We start from the raw sequence: 21270 nt of genomic DNA, 5'->3' as shown, positions 1-21270 counted from the left end.
CCGTAGCGCCTGCGACCGTCCGTGATCACGTGGACCAACATGTGACGAATTCCTGACGGCCCACTCAGTAATGCTGCCCGGAGCCGGATCGCTCCCTAGCGTCGAGGAGGTGCGAGTACTTGTCACCGGAGGTGCCGGCTTCATCGGCTCCCACGTCGCCGACCTGATCGCGGCCGACGGCGGCGAACCGGTCCTGCTGGACGCCCTGCTCCCCGCCGCCCACGCCGCAGAGCCCGGCTACCTCGGCGACCACCGGCTGGTACGCGGCGAGGTCGGCGATCCCGCGCTGCTGGCCGAGCTGCTGCGTGGTGTCGACGCCGTGTGCCACCAGGCAGCCGTCGTCGGTCACGGCCTCGATCCGTCCGACGCCCCGCTGTACACGTGGCACAACGACCACGCCACCGCCGTGCTGCTCGCGGCGATGCACGCCGCCGGCGTAGGCCGGCTGGTGCTGGCCTCGTCGATGGTCGTCTACGGCGAGGGCCGCTACGCCTGCCCCGAACACGGCGTCGTCACCCCGGCGCCCCGGCGAAAGGAGGACATCGACGCCGGACACTTCGATCCCCGCTGCACCACCTGCGGCAGCCCCCTGACGCCGCTCCTGGTGCCCGAGGACGCACAACTGAATCCACGCAGCACCTACGCGGCCACGAAGCTCGCTCAGGAACACCTCGCCGGTGCCTGGGCGCGGCAGACCGGCGGCACGGTGTGGGCCCTGCGCTACCACAACGTCTACGGGCCACGGATGCCGCGCGACACCCCCTACGCCGGAGTGGCGTCGCTGTTCCGGTCCGCGCTGGAACGCGGTGAGGCACCCACCGTCCTGGAGGACGGCAGGCAACGGCGCGACTTCGTGCACGTCACCGACGTCGCCCGGGCGAACCTGCTCGCCCTCGGCACGGAGCCGCCGGAGCCGATCACGCCCGTCAACGTCTGCTCGGGCACGCCGCACACCGTCGGCGAGCTGGCCACCGAGCTGGCGGCGGCCTGCGGCGGTCCGGCACCGCGGACCGTCGGTGGCGCGCGGGCGGCCGACGTCCGGCACGTGGTCGCCGACCCGGCACGGGCCCGGCGGTTGCTGGGCTTCACCGCCGCGACCGGGTTCACCGAGGGCGTGGCGGCCTTCGCCACGGCGGCGCTGCGGACGCCCGCCGGTCAGCCCGGTTAGCCGACCGGTACCCGCGCCAGCGGCAGCCGCACCTCGAACCGGCAGCCGGGCTCCTGGTTGCGCACGTCGATCCGGCCGTGGTGTGCCTCGACCAGGCCCTTGGTGATGGCCAGGCCCAGTCCGCCGCCGGACGTCGTGCCACTGCGGTCGGGCGTGCGTGCCCGAGTGCCGCGGAACGCCACGTCGAACACCCTGGGCAGTTCCGCCTCCGGGATGCCGCCACAGCTGTCGTGCACGGCGAGCACGGCCTGGTCACCGTCGACGCCCACCTGCACCGCCACCGTCCCGTCGGGCGGGGTGTGCCGGATGGCGTTGGAGACCAGGTTGCGCACGATGCGCGCCAGCTCGGGGTCGCTACCGACGACCACGACCGGCCGGGGCTGCGCGCTGGCCAGCACCCGCACGCGCTTGCGCTCGGCGACCGGGGTCTGCGCGGCGAGCGCGTCGCTGACCACGTCGGTGAGCGGGACGGCCGACAGGGTCAGCTCCAGCGCGCCCGCGGTGATCCGGGACAGCTCGAACAGATCGTCCACCATCGCCGAGAGCCGGGTGCTCTCGCCGCCGATGCGCTGCGCGTACCCCGAGACCTCGGCAGGCTCGGACACCACCCCGTCGGCCAGCGCCTCGGCCATGGCCCGGATACCGGCCAGCGGGCTACGCAGGTCGTGGCTGATCCACGCCACCAGCTCACGCCGGGACGCCTCGGCGGCACGCTCGCGTTCCCGCGCCTCCCGCTCCCAGACACTGCGCCGCGCGATCGCCCTGCCCAGCACGATCGCCGCCGGCACCGTCACCAGGGCGACCAGCAGGCAGACCAGCAGCATGGTGGTCAGCGTCGTGTTGAACATGAACCCGCTGATGCCGAGCACCCCGACCAGGGTCGCCACCACCGGGATCAGCACCAGCACGGTCAGCGAACTGGCCAGCGATCCCCGGCGCAGCAGGTACAGGACCCCCGCCCCGGCCAGTGCGATCGGCAACGCCAGCCCGAGCGCGAACGGTAGGATGTGCCACGCGTGCTCGAGCATGGCGGCGAACGACTCGTCCGGCTCAATCATGGCGCCACCCTGTCGTAGCGGTACCCGACGCCCCACACCGTGACCACCCGCACCGGGTTGGCCGGGTCCGGCTCGATCTTCTCCCTCAACCGTCGCACGTGGACGGTCACAGTGGACTGATCGCCGAAGTCCCAGCCCCACACCCGCTCCAGCAGGTCGGCGCGGGACAACGCGGTGCCGGGATGGGAGAGGAAGTACGCGAGCAGGTCGAACTCCCGCGTGGTCAGCGCCAGCTCCCGTCCGCCCCGGGTAGCCTGACGTGCCTCCATCTCCAGCCGCAGGTCGCCGTCGGTCAGCACCGGCGCCGGTGCGGGCGCCACCGGCAGCCTGGCGCGACGCAGCACCGACGCCACCCGCAGCGCCAGTTCCTTCGGGCTGAACGGCTTGGTCACGTAGTCGTCGGCGCCCAGCTGCAGGCCGGCGATCCGGTTCTCCTCCTCGCCCAGCGCGGTCAGCATCACGATCGGCACGTCGCTGGACTGCCGCAGCCTGCGGCACACCTCCAGTCCGTTGATCCCCGGCATCATCACGTCGAGGACCACCAGGTCCGGCCGGGACGCCGCGAACCGCTCCAGCCCCTCCGCGCCGTCACCCGCCTGCTCGACGGTGAACCCCGCGACCTCCAGGTAGCGGCGGACCACGTCGCGGACGGTCTCGTCGTCGTCGACCACCAGCACGCGCCCGGCCTGCTCACCCATCGAAATCCCCTCACCAGATCGTCAGCACCAGGTGGTTGACCACCAGCGCCGTCACCGCCTGCGCCGCCAGCCACCAGCGACGACCGGGCGCGGGCAGCAGCGCCACACCGGGCACCAACCATACGGCGAACGGCAACCAGATCCGCTCGACCTCGGCCTTGGACAACCCGGAAAGGTCAGCCAGCAGCACCGCCACCACGGCGGCCGCGACCAGCAGCAGCACCGGCTCACGCCACCACCGGCCCGCGACGACCACCCGGCGCAGCCCGGCGATCACGGCCGGGCCCACCGCGACGGCAAGCGCCGCCAGGTTCGCCCACACCCAGTAGCCGTACGGCCGGGCGCTGGCGATTCCCTGGTAGTACCGCTCGACCACCAGGTGGTAGCCGTCCAGCCACCAGAACCCGGCCGCGGCGAACGCCGCCACCACCACGAGCACCCCGGCGACGGCCACCGCCACCACCGGCCAGGCCGCCCTCGAAAGAAACAACACCGCGAGCGCCACCAACCCCAGCAGCACCAGCCCGTAGGACAGGAACAGCCCGAACCCCAGCACCAGGCCACCCGCCAGGGCGGGCCATACCGAACGCCGCACGCCCGCGACCGCCAGCAACGCCAGCCCGGTCGCCGTCACCCCGGCGAACAAGCCGTCGGCCGACACCCCCACCCACACCGCACCGGGAAACAGCACGGCGAACGGCACCACCGCGCGGGCCGCCTCGACGCGGCCCAGCACAGCCAGCGTGACCGGCACCGCCACCGCCACCAGCGCTCCGGCGAGCACGCACACCACCGCGGCCCACACCGGCCCGCCCAGCCCGATCCGGTCCAGCCAGACGAACACCAGCGTCGCGCCCGGCGGATGCCCGGACACGTGAGTGGTCCACGAATCCGGCCGATAATCCAGGATCCGGCCACTGAACTCACGCAACATCGTGGGAATGTCGGTGATCCCCGGCACCTCACGCAGGTACTCGTGTGGGCTGGCGAGCCGGTCGGCGAACCCGCGCCGGAACCCGTCCACCAGCGCCAGCGCGACCGTCCAGCCGACCGCCGTCAGATAGCCGAGACCCAGCAGCGGCCGCGTCGGCAACCGCGTGGCCAGCGCCGGGCCGTACAGCACGACACCGACGGCGATCAGGACGGCGAACACCGTCCCCGGGCCGGCGTGCGGCAGCCAGTCGCCGTAAAGCGGCGGAGCGAACGCCCAGATGACCACGTCCGACCCGGGCCGGTTCAGATAGTTGCCGACACCGATGGCTGCGGCGACCAGTCCCACCGCGATCGCGACGACAGCGAGGTCGCTGACCCGGGACTTGAGCACACCGGCACGGTAACCCCGCCAAGCAGCCCGGCCAAGCCGGGACGGCACACCGTCACAACCCGGTAAGAACTTCGCCGCCGTCACAATTCGGTAAGCAGCACAAGGCTTCTACGCCGTCCAACGTGGACCTAACGTCGCCGGTGTGACGGTAGACGTGATCCTCCCCTGTCTCGACGAGGCAGCGGCGCTGCCCGGCGTACTGGCCGCCCTGCCCGACGGTTACCGCGCCATCGTCGTCGACAACGGCTCCACCGACGGCTCGCCCGCCGTGGCCGCACGGCTGGGCGCGACGGTCGTCGCCGAGCCACGGCGTGGCTACGGCGCGGCCGTCCACACCGGACTGGAAGCGGCGACCTCCGACATCGTCTGCTTCGCCGACGCCGACGGCTCGCTCGATCCGGGTGCCCTGCCCGAGCTGGTCGCCGCCGTGCACACCGGCGCGGACCTGGCCGTCGGCCGCCGGGTCCCGGTGTCGGCGGCGGTGTGGCCGTGGCACGCCCGCGCGGGCAACGCGCTGCTCTCGGCACTGCTCCGCCGCCGCGGCCTGGGCGTACACGACATCGCGCCGATCCGCGCCGCCCGCCGCACCGCGCTGCTCGGCCTCGGCGTGACCGACCGCGCCTTCGGCTACCCGCTCGAACTGCTGATCCGCGCCCAGCGCGCCGGCTGGGTGGTGCGGGAGTTCGAGGTCGACTACCGCGCACGAGCCGCGGGCACCACCTCGAAGGTGTCCGGCTCCGTCGCCGGCACCCTGCGCGCGGTCAGGGACATGGGACGGGTGGTGCGGTCGTGATGCCGTTCTGCCTGCTCGTCGTCGCCAAGGCCCCGGTCCCCGGCCTGGCCAAGACCCGGCTCTGCCCACCGGCGACACCCGGCCAGGCGGCGGCCATCGCGGCGGCGGCACTGCTCGACACCCTGGACGCCGTCCTGGCGACGCCCGGCGCCGTGCCGCTCGTCGCCGCGACCGGCGATCTCGACGCCGCAGCACACGCCCAGGACCTGCACCGGCTGCTGCGCGGCGTCCAGGTCGTCCCGCAACGGGGCCGGACCTTCGCCGAGCGGCTGGCGGCCGCGCACGCCGACGCCGCCGTGCTGCACCCGGGCCTGCCGGTGCTGCAGATCGGCATGGACACACCGCAGGCCACCGCGGACGTCCTGGCCGCGACGGCCGCCTGCCTCACCGACGCGGACGCCGTGCTCGGCCCGGCCACCGACGGCGGCTGGTGGGCACTCGGCCTGCGCGATCCCCGGCACGCCGCCGCCCTGTCCGGCGTCCCGATGTCCCGGCCGGACACCGCGAACCACACCAGGGCCGCGCTGGCAGGCATCGACTTGACGCTGGCCGCCACGCTGTCCGATGTGGACACCATGGCCGACGCCCGCCGGGTCGCCGATGCCCTGCCGGGCAGCCGGTTCGCCAGGGCGGTGGCGTCGGTATGAGCTTCGAGACCGCCCTGCTCGGCAGGCACTGCTGGCTGGAGCTGGGCACCGGCGAACGCATCGAACTGCCCGTCGCCCGCTGGCACACCGACCGCCCCGGGCCCGGCGACGAGCTGCTGCTGCACCGCTGCGCGGGTCCCACGGTCGACCTCGGCTGCGGGCCCGGCAGGCTGACCGCGGCACTGACCGCGCGGGGAATCGTCACGCTCGGCGTGGACAGTTCACCGGTGGCCGTCCGGCTGACCAGGCAACGCGGTGCCGTCGCACTGCGCCGCGACGTCTTCGGCAGGCTGCCCGGCGAGGGCCGCTGGCAGCACGTGCTGCTCGCCGACGGCAACATCGGCATCGGCGGCGACCCGGTGGCGCTGCTGCGCCGGACGGCGGACCTGCTCGCCACCGGCGGCACCGCCCTGATCGAGCTGGACCCACCCGGCACCGGCCTGCGCCGGGAGCGGGTCCGGGTCGAGGGCGGCGGCTGGTTCGCCTGGGCCTGGCTGGGTGTCGACGCACTGGGCAGGGCCGCCGAGGCCGCCGGCCTGCGGCTCGGCTGGACCGCGACCGCGGCCGGCCGCTGGTTCGCCGAGTTGGAACGCCCATGAGGTTCCGCGGCGCGGCACACTCGGAACGGGTCAGCGCCCGCATCGGCGTCTGGCTCGGCGTGAGCTTCCTGATCTGCTTCCTCACCGGCCTGCTCAGCCACCTCATCCAGCACCCGCCGGACTGGTTCGGCTGGCCGAGCCGCCCGGTCTGGCTGTACCGCGTCACCCAGGGCCTGCACGTCGTGTCCGGCATCGCCGCGATCCCGTTGCTGCTGGCCAAGCTGTGGAGCGTCTACCCGAAGCTGTTCGGCCGCCCGCTCGTCCGCTCGCCGCTGCACGCGCTGGAACGCGGCTCGATCCTGGTGCTGTCCGGCTCGGCGTTCTTCCAGCTCGTGACCGGGCTGCTCAACGTGGCCCAGAACTACCCGTGGAACTTCTACTTCCCGCAGCTGCACTACGCCCTGGCCTGGGTGGCGATCGGTTCGATCGCCGTCCACGTCGCGGTCAAGTTGCCGATCGTGCGGCGCGCCCTGCGCCGCGAGACCGAGCCGGAACCCGAGTCCAGTGGCCTGTCCCGCCGTGGCTTCCTGCGGACGACCTGGCTGGCCGCCGGAGCGGCCGTCGTGGCCACGGCAGGCGCGACGGTGCCGTGGCTGCGGCCGGTCTCCGGCCTGTCCTGGCGGTCGGACCGCGGCTCGCAGGGCGTTCCGGTGAACCGGACCGCCGCCGCGGCCGGTGTCGTCGACAAGGCGGCATCGGCGGACTGGCGGCTCGACGTCGGCACCCGTACGTTCAGCCGGGCCGAACTCGCCGCACTTCCGCAGACCACCGCCGAGCTGCCGATCGCCTGCGTCGAGGGCTGGAGCCAGTCGGCCGTCTGGACCGGCGTCTCGCTGCCCGACCTGCTGCGGGCGGCAGGCGTGGCGCCGGGCAGCCGGGTCGGCGTGGTGTCGCTGGAGGAAGGCGGGCTCTACGCCCGCAGCGACCTGCCCGGCGAGCACACGGCCGACCCGCTCACGCTGCTCGCGCTGAAGCTGAACGGCGAGGAGCTGAACCTCGACCACGGCTTTCCCTGCCGGATCATCGCGCCGAACCGCCCGGGTGTGCTGCAGACGAAATGGGTGCGACGGCTGGAGGTCTCGCCATGAGGGTCCTGCTCGCGCTGCCCGGGCTGGCCGCGCTGGCCTGGGGTGCCGTCCTGCTCGCCGAGGTGCTGCTGCCGGTGCGGCCGCTGACCTTCGAACTCGCCGCCTGGCTGATCGCCGGCCCGGTGGTGCACGACCTGCTGATCGCACCGGTCGTCGGCGCCGCCGGCCTGGGCCTGGCGTCCGTCACCGGCCGCGTCTGGCGGGGTCCGGTGGTCGCCGGGACCGTGGTGAGCGGCGTGCTCGTCCTGCTCGCCGTTCCGTTGCTGTGGCGGGAGTTCGGCACCCCGCCGAGCCCTGGCCTGCACGACGGCGACACGTGGGCGGGGCTGGGCTGGTCGCTGCTGGCCGTGTGGGTGGCAGTGCTGGTAAGCGGCATGGCCCGGACCGCGTGGAACCGGCGGTCCGGGCCATGAGCTGGTCTCGGCCACCCGAGGTGGCCGAGCGACTTAGCGGGTTTCGATCGGCTGTCCGCCGAGCGTCACCTCGATGACCTTGCCGTCGGCCAGCGTGAACGGGACCTTCTCACCGGGAGCCCGGGTCCGCACGGCCGCCACCAGCGCGTCGGAGGTGTCGATCCGGCGGTCGCCGAACTTCACCACGACATCGCCGCTCTTCAGGCCCGCGGCCGCGGCGGGGCTGTTCGGCGTGACGTCGCCGATCTGCGCGCCCCCCTGCGGCGCGTCACCGACGGTCGTGCCGATGTAGGTCTGCGTCGCCTTGCCGGTCTTGATGATCTCGTCGGCGGTGCGACGTGCCTGGTCGATCGGGATGGCGAAGCCGATGCCCAGGTTGCGCCCCTCGGACTGCGCGCCGGGCGAGTTGCTCGACGGCGGGCTGTAGATCGCCGAGTTGATGCCGACGATCTGCCCGGCCATGTTGACCAGCGGGCCACCGGAGTTACCCGGGTTGATGGCGGCGTCGGTCTGGATCGCGTCCATCACCGTCTCCTGGCCCTGGTCGCCCGCACGCACCGGGCGGTTCAGCGCGGACACGATGCCCGAGGTCACGGTCCCGGACAGCTCGAACGGCGACCCGATGGCGACGACACCCTGGCCCACCTTGAGGTTGGCCGAGCTGCCCAGCTCCACGATCGGCAGATTGTTCAGGCCTTCCACCTTGATGACCGCGAGGTCGGTGGTGGGCGCCCTGCCGACGATCGTCGCCGGGGCACGCCTGCCGTCCTGGAAGACGGCGCGGATCTGACCGCCGTTGGCGGCGGCCTCGACGACGTGGTTGTTGGTCAGCACGTAGCCGTCGGAGGACAGGACGAAGCCGGAGCCCTCATTGCCGGTGCCGCTGCGGCCGGCGACCTGGATCTGCACCACGCTCGGCGCGACCTTCTCGGCCACCGCCTCCACCGTGCCGGCGGGCGAGTTGGCAGTCTGCTTAGCTGGCGTCGGCTGGTCGAGCGCGCTGACCGACGGCCCGCCACCTAGATCGCTGGCGAGGTAGCCGGTGACCGCACCGGTGCCACCGCCGATGACCAGGGCCAGCACCGCGACACCCGCGACGACCTTGCCGCTGGCGCCGCCACCGGAGCGGCGCGGCTCCTGGTTCTGCGGCTGCGGGAAGACGGCGGTGCCGTGCTGTTGCTGGTGCTGTTGATAGTGCTGACCGCCCTGCGGGGTGGCCGAACCGTAGAGCACACCCTCGGTGCCGGAGGAGCTGTGCTGTGCGTATCCGTGCGACGGCGGCTGCCACGGGTTCGGGGTGGACGTCCCCTGGTCGCCACCGAGCGGATTCCCGCGGGGTGGCGTGCTGGGCTCGCCGGCGTCGTTCCTGGCGGCGGGGTCGTTCTCGGTCATGCGTTCACCATGCCCGTCGGTCCTGAGAGCGAGCTGAGCCGTTCCTGTGGTTCCGGCATGAACAGTTTAGGGGCGAGCGTCGCGTAGCCGCTGGGCGATCTGTTCCGGCGTCGTGTCGTTGACCCACACCGCCATGCCGGACTCCGAACCGGCCAGGTACTTCAGCTTGTCCGGCGCACGCAGCACGGAGAACAGCTCCAGGTGCAGCCAGCCCAGGTCGCGGTCGCGCCGGACCGGTGCCTGGTGCCAGCCCGCGACGTAGGGCAGCGGGCGGCCGTACAACGCGTCGCAGCGCCGGAGAACCCGCAGGTACACCTCGGCGAAGTCGTCGCGCTCGGCGTCGGACAGCGCCGCGATGTCGGGCACCTGGCGGTGCGGGACGACCTGCACCTGCACCGGCCAGCGCGCCGCGGGCGGCACGAACGCCGTCCAGTGCTCGCCCTCGGCGACCACCCGCACGCGAGCTGCCCGTTCGGCGGCCAGCACGTCGCCGAGGACGTGCCTGCCGTGCTCGGCTCGGTAGGCACGAGCGGTTTCCAGCATCCGCTCGGTGCGCGGCGTGACGAACGGGTAGCCATAGATCTGGCCGTGCGGGTGATGCAGCGTCACGCCGATCTCCTCGCCACGGTTCTCGAACGGGAAGACCTGCTCGATGGCGTCCACAGCGGACAGTTCGGCGGTGCGGTCGGCCCAGGCGTCGACGACCATCCGTACCCGCCGCGGGCTCAGCTCGGCGAAGGAGCGCTCGTGGTCGCTGGTGAAGCAAACCACCTCGCAGCGGCCCCGACCCGGCGCGACCGGCACCATCGGCAGACCGTCCACACTGGACTTGGTGTCCGGAACGTCCTGCGCCAGCGAGGGAAACCGATTCTCGAACACGACTACCTGGTAGTCCGACTCAGGCACTTCGCTCGGTTTGCCCGGTTTGGTCGGGCACAGCGGGCACAGGTCGGCGGGCGGCTTGTAGGTGCGGGTCTGCCGGTGCGCGGCCATCGCCACCCACTCGCCGGTCAGCGGGTCACGCCGGATCTCCGACGCCGGCATGACCTGCGGCAGATCCCGGGTGTCCTCGGCCGTCCTGACCGGGGCGTCACCGTCGGCGTCGAAGTAGATGATCTCCCTGCCATCGGCGAGGTGCCGGAGCGTGCGCCTCACTCGGATTCCTCGTGTTCGTCCTCCGGAACCTCCGCGATCAGCAGCTCGCCCGCCTGCTCGGCGAGGATCTCCCTGGCGGACTCGCCCAGCCCGTCGTCGCTGACGACCACGTGGGCCTCGTCCAGGTCGGCGATGGTGGAGATGCCCACGGTCCCCCATTTGGTGTGATCGGCGAGCACGACCAGCCTGCGGCCCGCCTCGACCAGGGCACGGTCGGTCTCGCTCTCGGTCAGGTTCGGCGTGGTGAAGCCGGGACCGTCGGCCATGCCGTGCACGCCGAGGAACACGACGTCGAGGTGCAGGCTGCGCAGGCTGTTGACCGCGACCGGGCCGACCAGCGCGTCGGACGGGGTGCGCACGCCACCGGTGAGCACGACCGTGCGGTCCGGCTGGGGCGAGCCGCGCAGGACGTCGGCGACCTGGATGGAGTTGGTGACGATGGTCAGGCCGGGCACGCCGTCGAGTGCCCTGGCCAGCGTCCAGGTGGTGGTGCCCGCGGAGATGCCGATCGCCGTGCCCGGCCGGACCAGCCCGGCCGCCACCTCGGCGATGGCCTCCTTCTGCGCTCGCTGGCGCACCGACTTGGCCTCGAAGCCGGGCTCGTCGGTGCTCTTGCCGATCACCGAGGTCGCGCCGCCGTAGACCTTCTCGACCAGGCCCTTGCCCGCCAGAACGTCCAGGTCGCGGCGTACCGTCATGTCGGACACGCCGAGGCGGCCGACGAGGTCGCTCACGCGCACCGCGCCGTTGCGCCTGGCCTCTTCCAGAATCACCGCCTGCCGCTGCCGCGCCAGCACCGCACTCACTCTCCCGAGAGTCGACTTGACCCCCACAGTCAATCAACAAAATCCTACACGATCAAACACATCCGTGTAGGAACTTACCCGGGAACGCCTGGCAACCGGATGGTGAGCAAAGCGCCGCCAGTGGCCGCCCTGCCCGCGTAGACCGCGCCACCGTGCCGTTCGGCGGCATGCTGGACGATGGCCAGCCCGAGGCCGGAACCGGGCAGGGTGCGCGCCTCCGACGAACGATAAAACCGATCGAACACCTTCGGCAGGTCCTCCTCAGCGATGCCGGGCCCGGAGTCGGCCACCTCGATCACCGCCGTGCCGTCGCCGAGCGGATACATCCGCACCCGCACCACACTGCCGTCCGGCGAGAACTTGACCGCGTTGTCCAGCAGGTTCAGCACCGCGCGCTCCAGCGCGCTGGAGTCGCCGGTGAGCACCCAGGGGCTGAGGTCGACGTCGAACTCGATGTCGCCGGCCCGGCGGCGGGCCCGGTCCAGCGCCCGCTCGACCACCTCGATCAGCTCGACCCGTTCGAACTGCGTCTTCGGCTCGTCCTGCCGCGCCAGCTCCACGAGGTCGCCGATCAGCTGAGTGAGTTCGTCGAGCTGGCCCCGGATGTCGGCCTCGATGTCGGCCCGGTCCTCGTCGGACAGCTTCGGCGCGCCGGCGCGCCCGGCGGCCAGCAGCAGTTCCAGGTTGGTGCGCAGCGACGTCAGCGGCGTACGCAGCTCGTGCCCGGCGTCGGCGACCAGTTGCCGCTGCCGTTCCTGCGACTCGGCCACCGTGCCCAGCATGGTGTTGAAGCTGTGGCTCAGCCGGGCCAGCTCGTCGTCGCCACTGACCGGGATGGGCCGCAAATCCCCCGTGCGGGCGACCCGTTCGGTGGCCGACGTCAGGCGTTCCACCGGGCGAAGCCCCGCCCTGGCGACCGCGGTGCCCGCCGCCGCGGCGACCAGAATGCCCGCGCCGCCGATCAGCAGCAGGACGACGGCGAGGTCGTTCAGGGTCTCCTTGGTCGCGCCGAGCGGCTGGGCGACGACCAGCGCCACGCCGGGCACGAAGCGGTAGGGAACGGCGAGCACCCGGGCGTCGGTGCGGCTGTCGGTACGGATCGACTGGCTGGACGCGCCCGCGGCGACCTTGCGTTCCTCCAGGCCCACCGGCGGCCGGTCGTCGATCGGCGAGCTGAGCACCGAACGCCCATCGGACCGCACGACGTCGAACTGGATCTCGGACAGCTTGAGCAGGTAGCCGGGAAAGCTCTGGCCGCCGCTGCTGACCATCTCGCTGTCGTTGAGAACGGAGGCCGCCCGCTCCCGCAGGCTCTCGTCGATCTGGGCGTACAGATTGCCGCTCACGGTGAAGTAGGCCCCGATCGAGACCAGCGCGACGGCGCCGGCGACGCAGGCGGCGGCCAGCAGGGTCACCCGGGAACGCAGTGAGAAGCGGCGCGCTCCCTTGCCCTGCTGGGCGGTCGTCACGGTGGCGTCTCCCGCAGGACGTAGCCGACGCCGCGCACCGTGTGGATCAGCCGTGGCTCACCGTCGGCCTCGGTCTTGCGCCGCAGGTAGCCGACGTAGACCTCCAGGGCGTTGCCCGAGGTCGGGAAGTCGTAGCCCCACACCTCCTCGAGGATGCGGCTGCGGGTGAGCACGTGCTTCGGGTACGACAGGAACAGTTCGAGCAGGGCGAACTCGGTCCGGGTCAGACTGATCTCGCGCTCGCCGCGGCGAACCTCGCGCGTGCCGGGGTCCAGCGTCAGGTCAGCGAAGGTCAAGGCGTCGGCCTGGCCCGGCTGGGCCTCGGGGCTGGCCCGGCGCAGCAGCGCGCGGAGTCTGGCGAGCAGCTCCTCGAGCGCGAACGGCTTGGGCAGGTAGTCGTCGGCGCCGGCGTCGAGGCCGGACACCCGGTCGGAGACCGTGTCGCGGGCGGTGAGCACGAGAATCGGCAGGTCGTCGCCGGTGCTGCGCAGGCGGCGGGCCACCTCCAGGCCGTCGAGCCGAGGCATCATGACGTCGAGCACCATGGCGTCGGGCCGGTTGGCGACGATCTGCTCCAGCGCCGCGGCGCCGTCGCTGGCCAGCTCGACCTGGTACCCGTTGAACTCGAGCGAGCGGCGCAGCGACTCCCGGACGGCCCGGTCGTCGTCGACAACAAGAATGCGCATGGCAACAGTGTTACGCACGGTGCTGAGATCCTGCTTAGAACGGGCCCTTCGCCACCGGCGCGTTCCACTTGCGCCACAGCGCCAGCATCCGGATACCCACAGTGACCGCAGCCGCGACGGCGGTGACCGGCCCGGCAGGCAGCCTGGCAAGGTGACCCGCGCCGACGAGGATCGCGCCGGCCAGCGCGGCGACGGCGTAGATCTCCTTGCGCAGGACCAGCGGGATTTCTCGCAGCAGCAGGTCACGCAGGGCCCCGCCGCCGATCCCCGTGGTCATCCCGATCAAACACGCCGTGTACACCGGCGCGCCCGCGTGCAGTGCCGTCGACGTGCCCGCGGTGGCGAACACGCCGAGCCCCAGCGCGTCGGCGAGTAGAACCGCCCGCCGCAACTTCGCCACCTGAGGGTGAAAAATGAACACGAGCAGGGCAGTTCCCGCGGCGACCGCCAGGTACGGCCAGGTCCTGAGCGTGGCAGGCGGGTGAATACCGAGCAGGACGTCCCGGATGATCCCGCCCCCGAGCGCGGTGGTGAGCCCGAGGATGACGACGCCGAACAGGTCGAGGCGTGCCCAGACGGCGGCCAGCGCGCCGGAGGCGGCGAAGGCCACCAGACCGAGCATCTCCAGCGCGACCAGCACGGGTTACTCGATCAGCCCACCCCGGTAGGCCAGCAATGCGGCCTGCACCCGGTTGGCGGCCCCGATCTTGGACAGCACCGCGGAGACGTACCCCTTCACGGTCGCCTCGGAAAGGTGCAGCTGCCCGCCGATCTCGGCGTTGGACAACCCTTGACCGATCAGCCCCACGACCTCCCGCTCCCGGTCGGAGAGGGAGGCCAGAAGCTTCCGGGCAGGAGCCGCGGCCCGCTGCTCGTCCCGGTGGGCGGTCACCATGCGGGCGGCGACCCCCGGGTCGAGGACAGCTCCGCCCCTGGCCAGGTCCCGGATGGCGCGCAGGAGCGCGGCCGGCTCGATGTCCTTGAGCAGGAAGCCGTTGGCCCCGAGCCGCAGCGCGAGGCTGACGTACTCGTCGATGTCGAAGGTGGTCAGCATGGCCACGGTCGGCGGTTCGGGGAACGATTGAATCGCCCGCAGCGCCCGGATCCCGTCGTCAGCAGCCCGCATCTTGATGTCAAGCAGTACGACATCCGGGTGAAACCGCCGAGCGGTCTCCACGGCCGATCTGCCGTCGCTGGCCTCGCCCACGACCTCGATGTCCGGCGCGCCCGCCATCATCGCGCGCAGGCTCGACCGGACCAGTTCCTCGTCGTCTGCGAACACGACCTTGATCAACGCAAGCCTCCGTGGGCCGGTGGGTCCCCGTCGAGGAAGGCTACCCACAGGCATCCCCGCTGGTGAAACCCGCCACTCGTCGGTGTCACATGATCGTGAGGTTACTCTGTGTGACTGTACACGGCCCGCCTTGGGCGTCGCCGCCCCGGCCCGCTACGCTGACAGCTGCCAGCCCTCGTAGCTCAGGGGATAGAGCACCGCTCTCCTAAAGCGGGTGTCGCAGGTTCGAATCCTGCCGGGGGCACTTTAGATTCTGCCGGGGCACCTTTGTCAGGGGTCAACTGCGAAGCCCTGAACATCTGCCGGTGGGCGCCCAGACTTCCCGATTCCGCGCAGTACCGCTGCAGCTAGCCTACGACACACCCAGGTGTGACCGACCCGGTTAGCCACCGGCTAGTCAACGGCAACCCTCCGAGGCTGAGGCGGCCGCAACCCGTATTGCGCAACGGGTGGCTTGTAGTTCCTACTAACATGCCGATATCCGCTGCTACTTATCCGGCCAAACCAACTGATCGAGCACACTTCGGCTCTCTCAACGTTACGAGTCAGCGAGGAAGCCGTCTTCCAGGTAGCGCGCGGCCGTGCGCCGGCGGTGCCGTCGCGCTGGGGACCCCCGACGCGGCTACGAGCTTTGCGAAGCCTTCACGCCGAGGGGGCAGTCAAAGCCGACGTCATTCGCTATGCCGCGCGCGAGGTGTAGACGCATAGAGCGCGATGAGATCTACGAAATCGTTGACCTTGAACCCGCTCAAACACAGCTTGGCAGGCGCGAATACCTCACCATCGAGTTTGGTTCAGTCGCTAGCTTAGCTCACAGGGTCGGAGGCACAACAATAAGAACCACTTCCCTCGGAACGGGCGTACTTAGATTAACTGAGTCAAGCCTGTACACAGCTTGGCGGCATAGATTCCACCAACGTCCTAGGCCATGCCTATTCGAGGCGGCTGGCCGTCCTCACGCGCAGCGCGGTAGGACGCGCAAGCCCGCAGGCCCGTGGTCGATCACTAGCTCATGTTCGCCGGACCACTCGGCGTCGAGCCGGAGTAGTGCTGACGTAGCGACACGAAAGAACCCCAATGTAGCCAGGTTGGCAATACGCCAAAAAGGCTGATCGCGAAGGGAGCTCGGGGTCTCTTGACTGACAAGCACTCAGGCGCCTCCCTACAGGGCCGACGAACATGAGTTGAACACTAGCGTTCGCGCCCCCCCGTCATGCCATAATGCGGCCATGGGGGCCAGACTGCCGGAACCTCAGGGCCAACAGCGCGAGGTCGTATATCTGCGAGCCCAAGGCCACTGCGTCGCGCTAGGGGTGGCCGGCAGCGGGAAGACCGTAATGGCCGTACGACGTGCACATTACCTCGCGACAGCCCCCGGGTTCGGCGGCCCCACTCTCCTCGTAACATTCAATGGAGCTTTGACCACCTACCTCAGAAGTATCGTCGACGATCACCCTAACATTACGGTAGAGCAGTACCATGTTCTCGCTAGACGTCTCCTCGTCGAGCAATTTGGCGTAAAGCTAAGAATCTGCGATAATCAGACGCGAGACAAACTCATCGCTCTGGCGCTCGACGACGTCCATAGTAGAGGCCACTATAAACGCGCGGCCTCCAGCAAGCCGGTTAGCTTCTACAGTGATGAGTTCGACTGGCTGATCGGGAACGCCATCACCGACTTCGACGCCTATATCAACGGAAAAATTGAGCGGGTTGGACGTGGCCGTGGTCCACACCTCCGCGTCGCGGATCGTCAGCTTGTTTGTGACGTCTACCGTCGCTACCAGCAGATCCGCAGGTCGCGCGGCTTCGACCAGGATTGGCCCGGTATTTCCAACGAACTTCGACGGGCAGTTAGCCTGAGCCCGAACCCAGCTATTTACCGGCACGTGATCATCGACGAAGGCCAGGATTTCTCCCCAGACATGATCAGATCACTGGCTTCTATCGTGTCCAGCAAGGGTTCGGTTACCTTCTTCGGCGATTATGCACAGCAAATATACGGAAGCCGCATGTCATGGAAGTCGCTTGGCTTAAAGATTGGCGGCGGCAAAGTCGTCAAATTTGACCGAAACTACCGCAACACTCGCCCTATTGCCCATTTTGCAAAATTTATTTCCGAAACCCCATTGTTTTCCGAAGGGATAGACCTGGTGGAGCCCAAGGATCCACCGATCAATGGCCCCGAACCAGTTCTAGTGAGAGCAAGATCTGCGGATGACCAGGTGGCGCAGGCAGCAAGATTTGCTAACAATTTAGCCCGCGATCGGCGAACACGACTGGCCAACCAACGAGTAGTGGTTCTTATTCGTGACAAAACCGCAGAAGAAGACCTGGTCGGCTTACTTGATCATCCCAGGACGATTCGCCTCCACAAAGGCATGTCAAAATGGGACGAGCGGCCCGGGATATTCTACGGACCACACTCCGAAGCCAGGGGCTTGGAGTTCGATGCCGTAATCGTCCCGTTTTGCGATGACAGCGGGCTGCCCACCCCCAGTAGCGTAGATGCATTTGGGCTAGAAGAAGCTCGAATTCGACAAGCACGTGAGCTCTACGTTGCAGTGACGCGAGCTCGAACGGACTTGGTGCTGATACATTCGAGCAAGCTTACCAGATTTCTACCCGACGAGAGGTCGGGGCTCTACTTTCGGATAGATCCATGAATAAGATCATTGACGAGGCTCGAAGGCGAGGCGTTACGCGTCTGTGCCATTTCACCAAGGCAGCCAATCTTGCACATATTATTGCCACCAGGGAACTGCGAGATACCGCGCTCCTTGAAGCCTCGGACGACAGCTTTCGCCCGAGCGACATGAATCGCCGCGATGGACATCGCGGTCACATTTGTTTAAGTCTCGAGTACCCAAATTCCTGGTATCTGCAGGAGGCGCGCAATCGCGACCTTTCGTTTCCGGATTGGGTGGTCATAACTCTAGACATAAGCATCCTGGAGACCCCGGGGGCACGGTTCTGCCCTCACAACGCCGCGCGACTCTTAGGAGCAGGAATTCGCGACGGCGCCACCGGGTTTAATTCTCTTTTTTCTGATCGCGTTGGAGACCGCTATCGAAATTCAGTACACCCACCCTGGTGGCCAACGGACGACCAAGCCGAGATTCTGATCCCTGGCCCCATTTCGAGTAGCTTCATACGCAGTGTCATCACACAAAGCGACGAGCAAGCCGAACTGGAGACCTTCCGGCTAAAACTTCAATTCCCCACGGAGGATATACCTCCGCTTGATGTGGCCCCGGTTCTCTTTCAACCAAGGGAACTATCCTGGCAGGTCCGGAGGGGTAACAGGCCGATCGAAATGAAGTACACGCACGAGTAAAGGGCCTGCGCGCCACCTCGGATGGGCTTACCGTTGGCCCTGCCCATGTCGCCGCACCGGTGCTTCCCGCCCAGACGCAGACCTTAGGCGAACCTGTTGTCAGGCGACTCCACGTGAGCGGCTAGATCCACTAGTGTGATCAGCACGGCACGACGGGCACCGAGGGCCACCTCGTTGTTGCCCCCAAAACCGTACGTCGATGACGCACGTCCGTTTTGGGGAGAAACGATGGCGCTGGTACGCGGCAGAGCTGCCGACCTTCTGGCCGAGGCCAACCTCGGACACCTGCACACCCGGCTGGCCGAGCAGTCAGGGTTCGTCCTCGGCACCCGGGCCGGGGTTGGCGAGGTCAACTCCTGGCGGCACAGCCTCCGCGTCCTCCTAAACGACCTGGTCGACGCCGGCCTGGGCGACATCGAGGTCCTGCTCGAGCATCAGCTGCCGCACAGTCGCCAGCGCATCGACGTGGTGCTGTGCGGTGCCCACCCGCGAACGGGCGAGAGCAGTTTCGTGTTCGTCGAGCTGAAGCAGTGGTCGAAAGCCGAGATTCACCTGGCCGAGGTACTGAACATCCCCGGCATGCCCGGCCGGCACCTGCACCCGGCCGAACAGGTGCGCGGGTACTGCCAGTACATGGTGGACCACACCGAGAGCCTCGCCAGCCGGCCCAAGTCCGTCCACGGGGTGGCCTACCTGCACAACGCCCGCCGCGCCGACGTCGCCGGGCTGCTGCAGTACGCCACCAGCCAGTACGGCCGCCTCTTCACGATGGACGACAAGGCCAAGCTCGCCGATCACCTACGCGCCGTGCTCGACGCCGAGGCCGCGCGGGACGTGGCACGGGAGGCCGGGGACGAGTTCCTGGGGTATGCGCACCGGCCGACCAAACCCCTGCTCGACCTCGCCGCGGCCGAGATACAGGACCGCGAGCAGTTCGTCCTGCTCGACGAGCAGAAGGTCGCCTACGAGGTCGTCATGCAGGCCGTGGAACGCGCACACGCGGCACCGACCCGGACCGTCATCATCGTCGAGGGCGGCCCCGGGTCGGGAAAGAGCGTGATCGCTCTCAGCCTGCTGGGCGAACTGGCCAGACGAGGTATTCCAACCCACCACGCGACGGGCTCGCGCTCGTTCACGTTGACGATGCGCAAGTACGCCGGCAAGGGCAACACGCGAGTCAAAGGGCTGTTCAAGTACTTCAACAACTACGTCGGCAGTAACCCACGCGAACTGACCGTCCTCATCTGCGACGAAGCCCACCGGATCCGGAAGAGCGGGGTAACCCAGTACACGAAGAAGGAACAGCGTGAACGTGCCGGCCGGCAGATCGACGAGCTGATCAACGTAGCCACCGTGCCGGTGTTTCTCCTGGACGAGAACCAGACCGTGCGTCCCGGCGAGATGGGTTCGGTCCGGGAAATCACCGCCGCTGCCCAGAGCCTCGGCTGCGAGGTCGAGATCATCCGCCTCCAGGACCAGCTGCGCTGCGGTGGCTCGGTCAACTACGACGAGTGGGTTGCCCGGCTGCTCGGCCTTCGTAACGAGCCGGCGATCCCGTGGAGCAAGCTCGCCGGGCCGCTGGACGAGGGCATCACGGTGACCTCGGCCGCGTCACCCGAAGCACTTGAGTCCTGGGTCCTGCATCAGCAGGCCACCAACGGCGGCGTGGCCCGGCTCGCCGCGGGGTTCTGCTGGGAGTGGAGCAACCCGGTGCCCACCGAGAACGGTCTGCGCCTGGTCGACGACGTCAGGATCGGCGGCTGGCACCGGCCGTGGAATGCGAAGTCGGACGAGAAGAAGAAGGTCGAGGGGGTTCCCGAATCGGCCTACTGGGCAACGGATCCACGCGGGTTCGGCCAGGTCGGCTGCATCTACACCGCGCAGGGTTTCGAGTACGACTGGTCCGGGGTGATCTTCGGCCCAGACCTCGTGCGCCGGGACGGGCGGTGGGTTCCGGTGCGGAGCGAGTCCAAGGACGGCGACGTACGGAAGGCCGACGACCTGCACTTCGGCGCACTGATCAAGAACACCTACAAGGTTCTCCTCACCCGCGGCATGCGTGGCACGGCGGTCTACTCCACCGATCCCGAGACACAGGCGTTCCTGGAGGAGATGACGAGCTAGGGCGCCTCGGTACGGGCGGGGAAACGACGGTCGTTGCGGTCGATCTTCGCGTGGCATGCCTCGATGAGGTCGACGCCGAGAACGTCCACGAGCCGCGTCAGGTAGATGGCCACGTCGGCCACCTCGTCCAGCACTTTCTCCTTCAGCTCGGGGTCGTCCATGGCCTTGGCCGACTCCTCGGGAGTAAGCCACTGGAACAGCGCGGTCAGCTCACCGACCTCACCGGACAGGGCCATCACGAGGTTCTTCGGCGTGTGGAAATGCTCCCAGTCGCGCGCATCCGCGAAGTCGCGTAGCCGCGTCGTCAGGTCGTCGAAGGACATGCCCGTCAGTCTGCCCCACAAGAGCGCCACTACCTCCGAAGAGGCCCGTGTCGCCCTTTACTCCCAGCGGGCTCCGTAGGCCAGGCCCGGGGTGAGGCTCCGGAAGCGCAGGTGCACCTCACCCGCACGGTCCACGGGCTGCGGGTCGCCCTGCCACTGCGGAGCCGGCTGGAACGCGCCGTGCAGCTTCCAGACCCGGGGGGCCGAGCCGCGGCCGAAGCGCAGGCGCAGGTCGAAGCGGTCGCAGGGGCGACCGGGGACGCAGACCAGGTACGGCGGCAGCGACGACAGCCGGACGCGGACCGCGACGTCGTGCGACTCACCTCGGGACAGGGGCCTCGGCAACACGAGGCCGGCGCCGGTCAAGGTGCCGCCGTAGAACACGTCGGCCTCACCGGCCACCGGCGAATCCAGCTCCAGCTCCCGCAGGTCGTCCTGGTCGGCCACGATGCGGCGGCGCTCCAGCACCTCGGGCCGGTCCCGGTCCAGGGCCGCCGCCACGCACAGCTCCGCCGTCCGCCAGCCGCCGGCCGCGACCGGCACCGCGGCGGCCAGCTCCGCCAGCTGGTCGATCGCCTCGTCGACGCGACGGCGGACCGTTCGGGAATCACGGTCGACCTGCATTGCCGCCCACGACACCCGGTCCTGGTACAGGGGCTGCCGCGCACTGATGGCGAACGCCGCCAGCGTCACCAGGCGCAGGTCGTCCGGCAGGTGCTCGGCCAGCTCGGTCAGCCTCGCCGACAGCTTCTGCCGGACGGTCACCGGACCGTCGTCGTCGGCCACCCCGCACGCCGCGCGCAGGCCCGGGCCGATCCGCTCGGTCAGGCGTCCGGCGAACACGCCCCTCCCCTTACGAAGTGCCTTCAGCTCTCGTACCAGTGACACGGTCCCTC

At 69.4% G+C, this 21270-nt stretch carries 21 protein-coding genes and 1 tRNA gene; 10 read left to right on the top strand and 12 right to left on the bottom strand.

The genetic code is table 11. From position 1 onward, the window contains the following. Positions 1-109 precede the first annotated feature (109 nt). Positions 110-1168 carry an NAD-dependent epimerase/dehydratase family protein gene (locus tag EWH70_RS13215; RefSeq protein WP_165436259.1) on the top strand — a complete coding sequence of 353 codons (1059 nt, stop codon included), beginning with the start codon at positions 110-112 and terminating at the stop codon, positions 1166-1168. Here EWH70_RS13215 and EWH70_RS13210 read toward each other — a convergent pair. From EWH70_RS13210 to EWH70_RS13200, 3 genes are read right to left on the bottom strand one after another with little or no spacing between them, the layout of a single operon-like run. Beyond that, the gene (locus EWH70_RS13210; RefSeq protein ID WP_130475654.1) at positions 1165-2226 is read right to left on the bottom strand and encodes a sensor histidine kinase; all 1062 of its coding nucleotides are present in this window, start codon (positions 2224-2226) and stop codon (positions 1165-1167) included. The two genes, EWH70_RS13215 and EWH70_RS13210, sit on opposite strands and share 4 nt — an antisense overlap. Continuing rightward, positions 2223-2924: a response regulator transcription factor gene (locus tag EWH70_RS13205; protein WP_130475653.1), complete on the bottom strand. Its 702-nt coding sequence runs from the start codon at positions 2922-2924 to the stop codon at positions 2223-2225. Before EWH70_RS13205 ends, EWH70_RS13210 begins: the two co-directional genes overlap by 4 nt. A gap of 10 nt (positions 2925-2934) precedes the next feature. Next, entirely contained in the window at positions 2935-4248 is a 1314-nt protein-coding gene (locus EWH70_RS13200; RefSeq protein WP_130475652.1) for a hypothetical protein, read from the bottom strand. Between the two features lie 142 nt (positions 4249-4390). Here EWH70_RS13200 and EWH70_RS13195 point away from each other — a divergent pair, with 142 nt between their 5' ends. The 5 genes from EWH70_RS13195 to EWH70_RS13175 are packed head-to-tail and all read left to right on the top strand — an operon-like array spanning position 4391 to position 7788. Beyond that, positions 4391-5041 (top strand): glycosyltransferase family 2 protein, encoded by a 651-nt coding sequence (locus tag EWH70_RS13195; protein ID WP_130475651.1) that lies wholly within the window; start codon positions 4391-4393, stop codon positions 5039-5041. Beyond that, positions 5041-5688: a TIGR04282 family arsenosugar biosynthesis glycosyltransferase gene (locus EWH70_RS13190; RefSeq protein ID WP_130475878.1), complete on the top strand. Its 648-nt coding sequence runs from the start codon at positions 5041-5043 to the stop codon at positions 5686-5688. Before EWH70_RS13195 ends, EWH70_RS13190 begins: the two co-directional genes overlap by 1 nt. Then, positions 5685-6287 (top strand): methyltransferase domain-containing protein, encoded by a 603-nt coding sequence (locus tag EWH70_RS13185; protein ID WP_130475650.1) that lies wholly within the window; start codon positions 5685-5687, stop codon positions 6285-6287. Before EWH70_RS13190 ends, EWH70_RS13185 begins: the two co-directional genes overlap by 4 nt. Continuing rightward, complete coding sequence (locus tag EWH70_RS13180) at positions 6284-7375, top strand: molybdopterin-dependent oxidoreductase (RefSeq protein ID WP_130475649.1); 1092 nt, start codon at positions 6284-6286, stop codon at positions 7373-7375. The genes EWH70_RS13185 and EWH70_RS13180 overlap by 4 nt, the downstream gene beginning before the upstream one ends. Continuing rightward, positions 7372-7788: a hypothetical protein gene (locus tag EWH70_RS13175; protein WP_130475648.1), complete on the top strand. Its 417-nt coding sequence runs from the start codon at positions 7372-7374 to the stop codon at positions 7786-7788. The genes EWH70_RS13180 and EWH70_RS13175 overlap by 4 nt, the downstream gene beginning before the upstream one ends. Before the next feature lie 33 nt (positions 7789-7821). On the opposite strand, the gene EWH70_RS13170 is transcribed toward EWH70_RS13175, so the two are convergent. From EWH70_RS13170 to EWH70_RS13140, 7 genes are all read right to left on the bottom strand, one after another. Further along, complete coding sequence (locus tag EWH70_RS13170) at positions 7822-9180, bottom strand: S1C family serine protease (RefSeq protein ID WP_130475647.1); 1359 nt, start codon at positions 9178-9180, stop codon at positions 7822-7824. Positions 9181-9246: 66 nt separating this feature from the next. Then, the gene (gene galT, locus EWH70_RS13165; RefSeq protein ID WP_130475646.1) at positions 9247-10335 is read right to left on the bottom strand and encodes a galactose-1-phosphate uridylyltransferase; all 1089 of its coding nucleotides are present in this window, start codon (positions 10333-10335) and stop codon (positions 9247-9249) included. Then, entirely contained in the window at positions 10332-11132 is an 801-nt protein-coding gene (locus EWH70_RS13160) for a DeoR/GlpR family DNA-binding transcription regulator (RefSeq protein ID WP_130475877.1), read from the bottom strand. Before EWH70_RS13160 ends, galT begins: the two co-directional genes overlap by 4 nt. An 83-nt stretch (positions 11133-11215) precedes the next feature. After that, positions 11216-12610, bottom strand: a complete 1395-nt coding sequence (locus EWH70_RS13155; RefSeq protein WP_130475645.1) for a sensor histidine kinase — start codon at positions 12608-12610, stop codon at positions 11216-11218. After that, a complete protein-coding gene (locus EWH70_RS13150) occupies positions 12607-13296 on the bottom strand; it encodes a response regulator transcription factor (RefSeq protein WP_130475644.1) in 690 nt (229 codons plus the stop codon). The genes EWH70_RS13155 and EWH70_RS13150 overlap by 4 nt, the downstream gene beginning before the upstream one ends. A 34-nt stretch (positions 13297-13330) precedes the next feature. Beyond that, a complete protein-coding gene (locus EWH70_RS13145) occupies positions 13331-13918 on the bottom strand; it encodes a trimeric intracellular cation channel family protein (protein WP_130475876.1) in 588 nt (195 codons plus the stop codon). A 21-nt stretch (positions 13919-13939) separates the two neighbouring features. Continuing rightward, complete coding sequence (locus tag EWH70_RS13140) at positions 13940-14590, bottom strand: response regulator (RefSeq protein ID WP_130475643.1); 651 nt, start codon at positions 14588-14590, stop codon at positions 13940-13942. A 171-nt stretch (positions 14591-14761) separates the two neighbouring features. On the opposite strand from EWH70_RS13140, the gene EWH70_RS13135 reads away from it, so the two are divergent. The 4 genes from EWH70_RS13135 (at position 14762) to EWH70_RS13120 (ending at position 20051) form a co-directional block, all read left to right on the top strand. After that, positions 14762-14834, top strand: a tRNA-Arg gene (locus tag EWH70_RS13135). Positions 14835-15819: 985 nt separating this feature from the next. Beyond that, positions 15820-17256: a 3'-5' exonuclease gene (locus EWH70_RS13130; protein WP_130475642.1), complete on the top strand. Its 1437-nt coding sequence runs from the start codon at positions 15820-15822 to the stop codon at positions 17254-17256. Next, a complete protein-coding gene (locus EWH70_RS36700; protein ID WP_130475641.1) occupies positions 17253-17927 on the top strand; it encodes a DarT ssDNA thymidine ADP-ribosyltransferase family protein in 675 nt (224 codons plus the stop codon). The genes EWH70_RS13130 and EWH70_RS36700 overlap by 4 nt, the downstream gene beginning before the upstream one ends. Before the next feature lie 228 nt (positions 17928-18155). Then, positions 18156-20051 (top strand): DUF2075 domain-containing protein, encoded by a 1896-nt coding sequence (locus EWH70_RS13120; RefSeq protein WP_130475640.1) that lies wholly within the window; start codon positions 18156-18158, stop codon positions 20049-20051. Here EWH70_RS13120 and EWH70_RS13115 read toward each other — a convergent pair. Together EWH70_RS13115 and EWH70_RS13110 are read right to left on the bottom strand one after the other, a co-directional pair. After that, on the bottom strand, positions 20048-20374 hold the full coding sequence (locus tag EWH70_RS13115; protein ID WP_130475639.1) for a nucleotide pyrophosphohydrolase: 327 nt from the start codon (positions 20372-20374) through the stop codon (positions 20048-20050). The genes EWH70_RS13120 and EWH70_RS13115 overlap by 4 nt on opposite strands. 57 nt (positions 20375-20431) lie before the next feature. Further along, positions 20432-21262 carry a hypothetical protein gene (locus tag EWH70_RS13110; RefSeq protein ID WP_240686963.1) on the bottom strand — a complete coding sequence of 277 codons (831 nt, stop codon included), beginning with the start codon at positions 21260-21262 and terminating at the stop codon, positions 20432-20434. Positions 21263-21270: the final 8 nt, after the last annotated feature.

It is taken from the genome of Amycolatopsis suaedae (assembly GCF_004214935.1).
Lineage (GTDB): Bacteria > Actinomycetota > Actinomycetes > Mycobacteriales > Pseudonocardiaceae > Amycolatopsis > Amycolatopsis suaedae.
The sequence above is the reverse complement of the archived record's forward strand: the minus strand, read 5'-3'. Positions and strand labels throughout refer to the sequence as shown.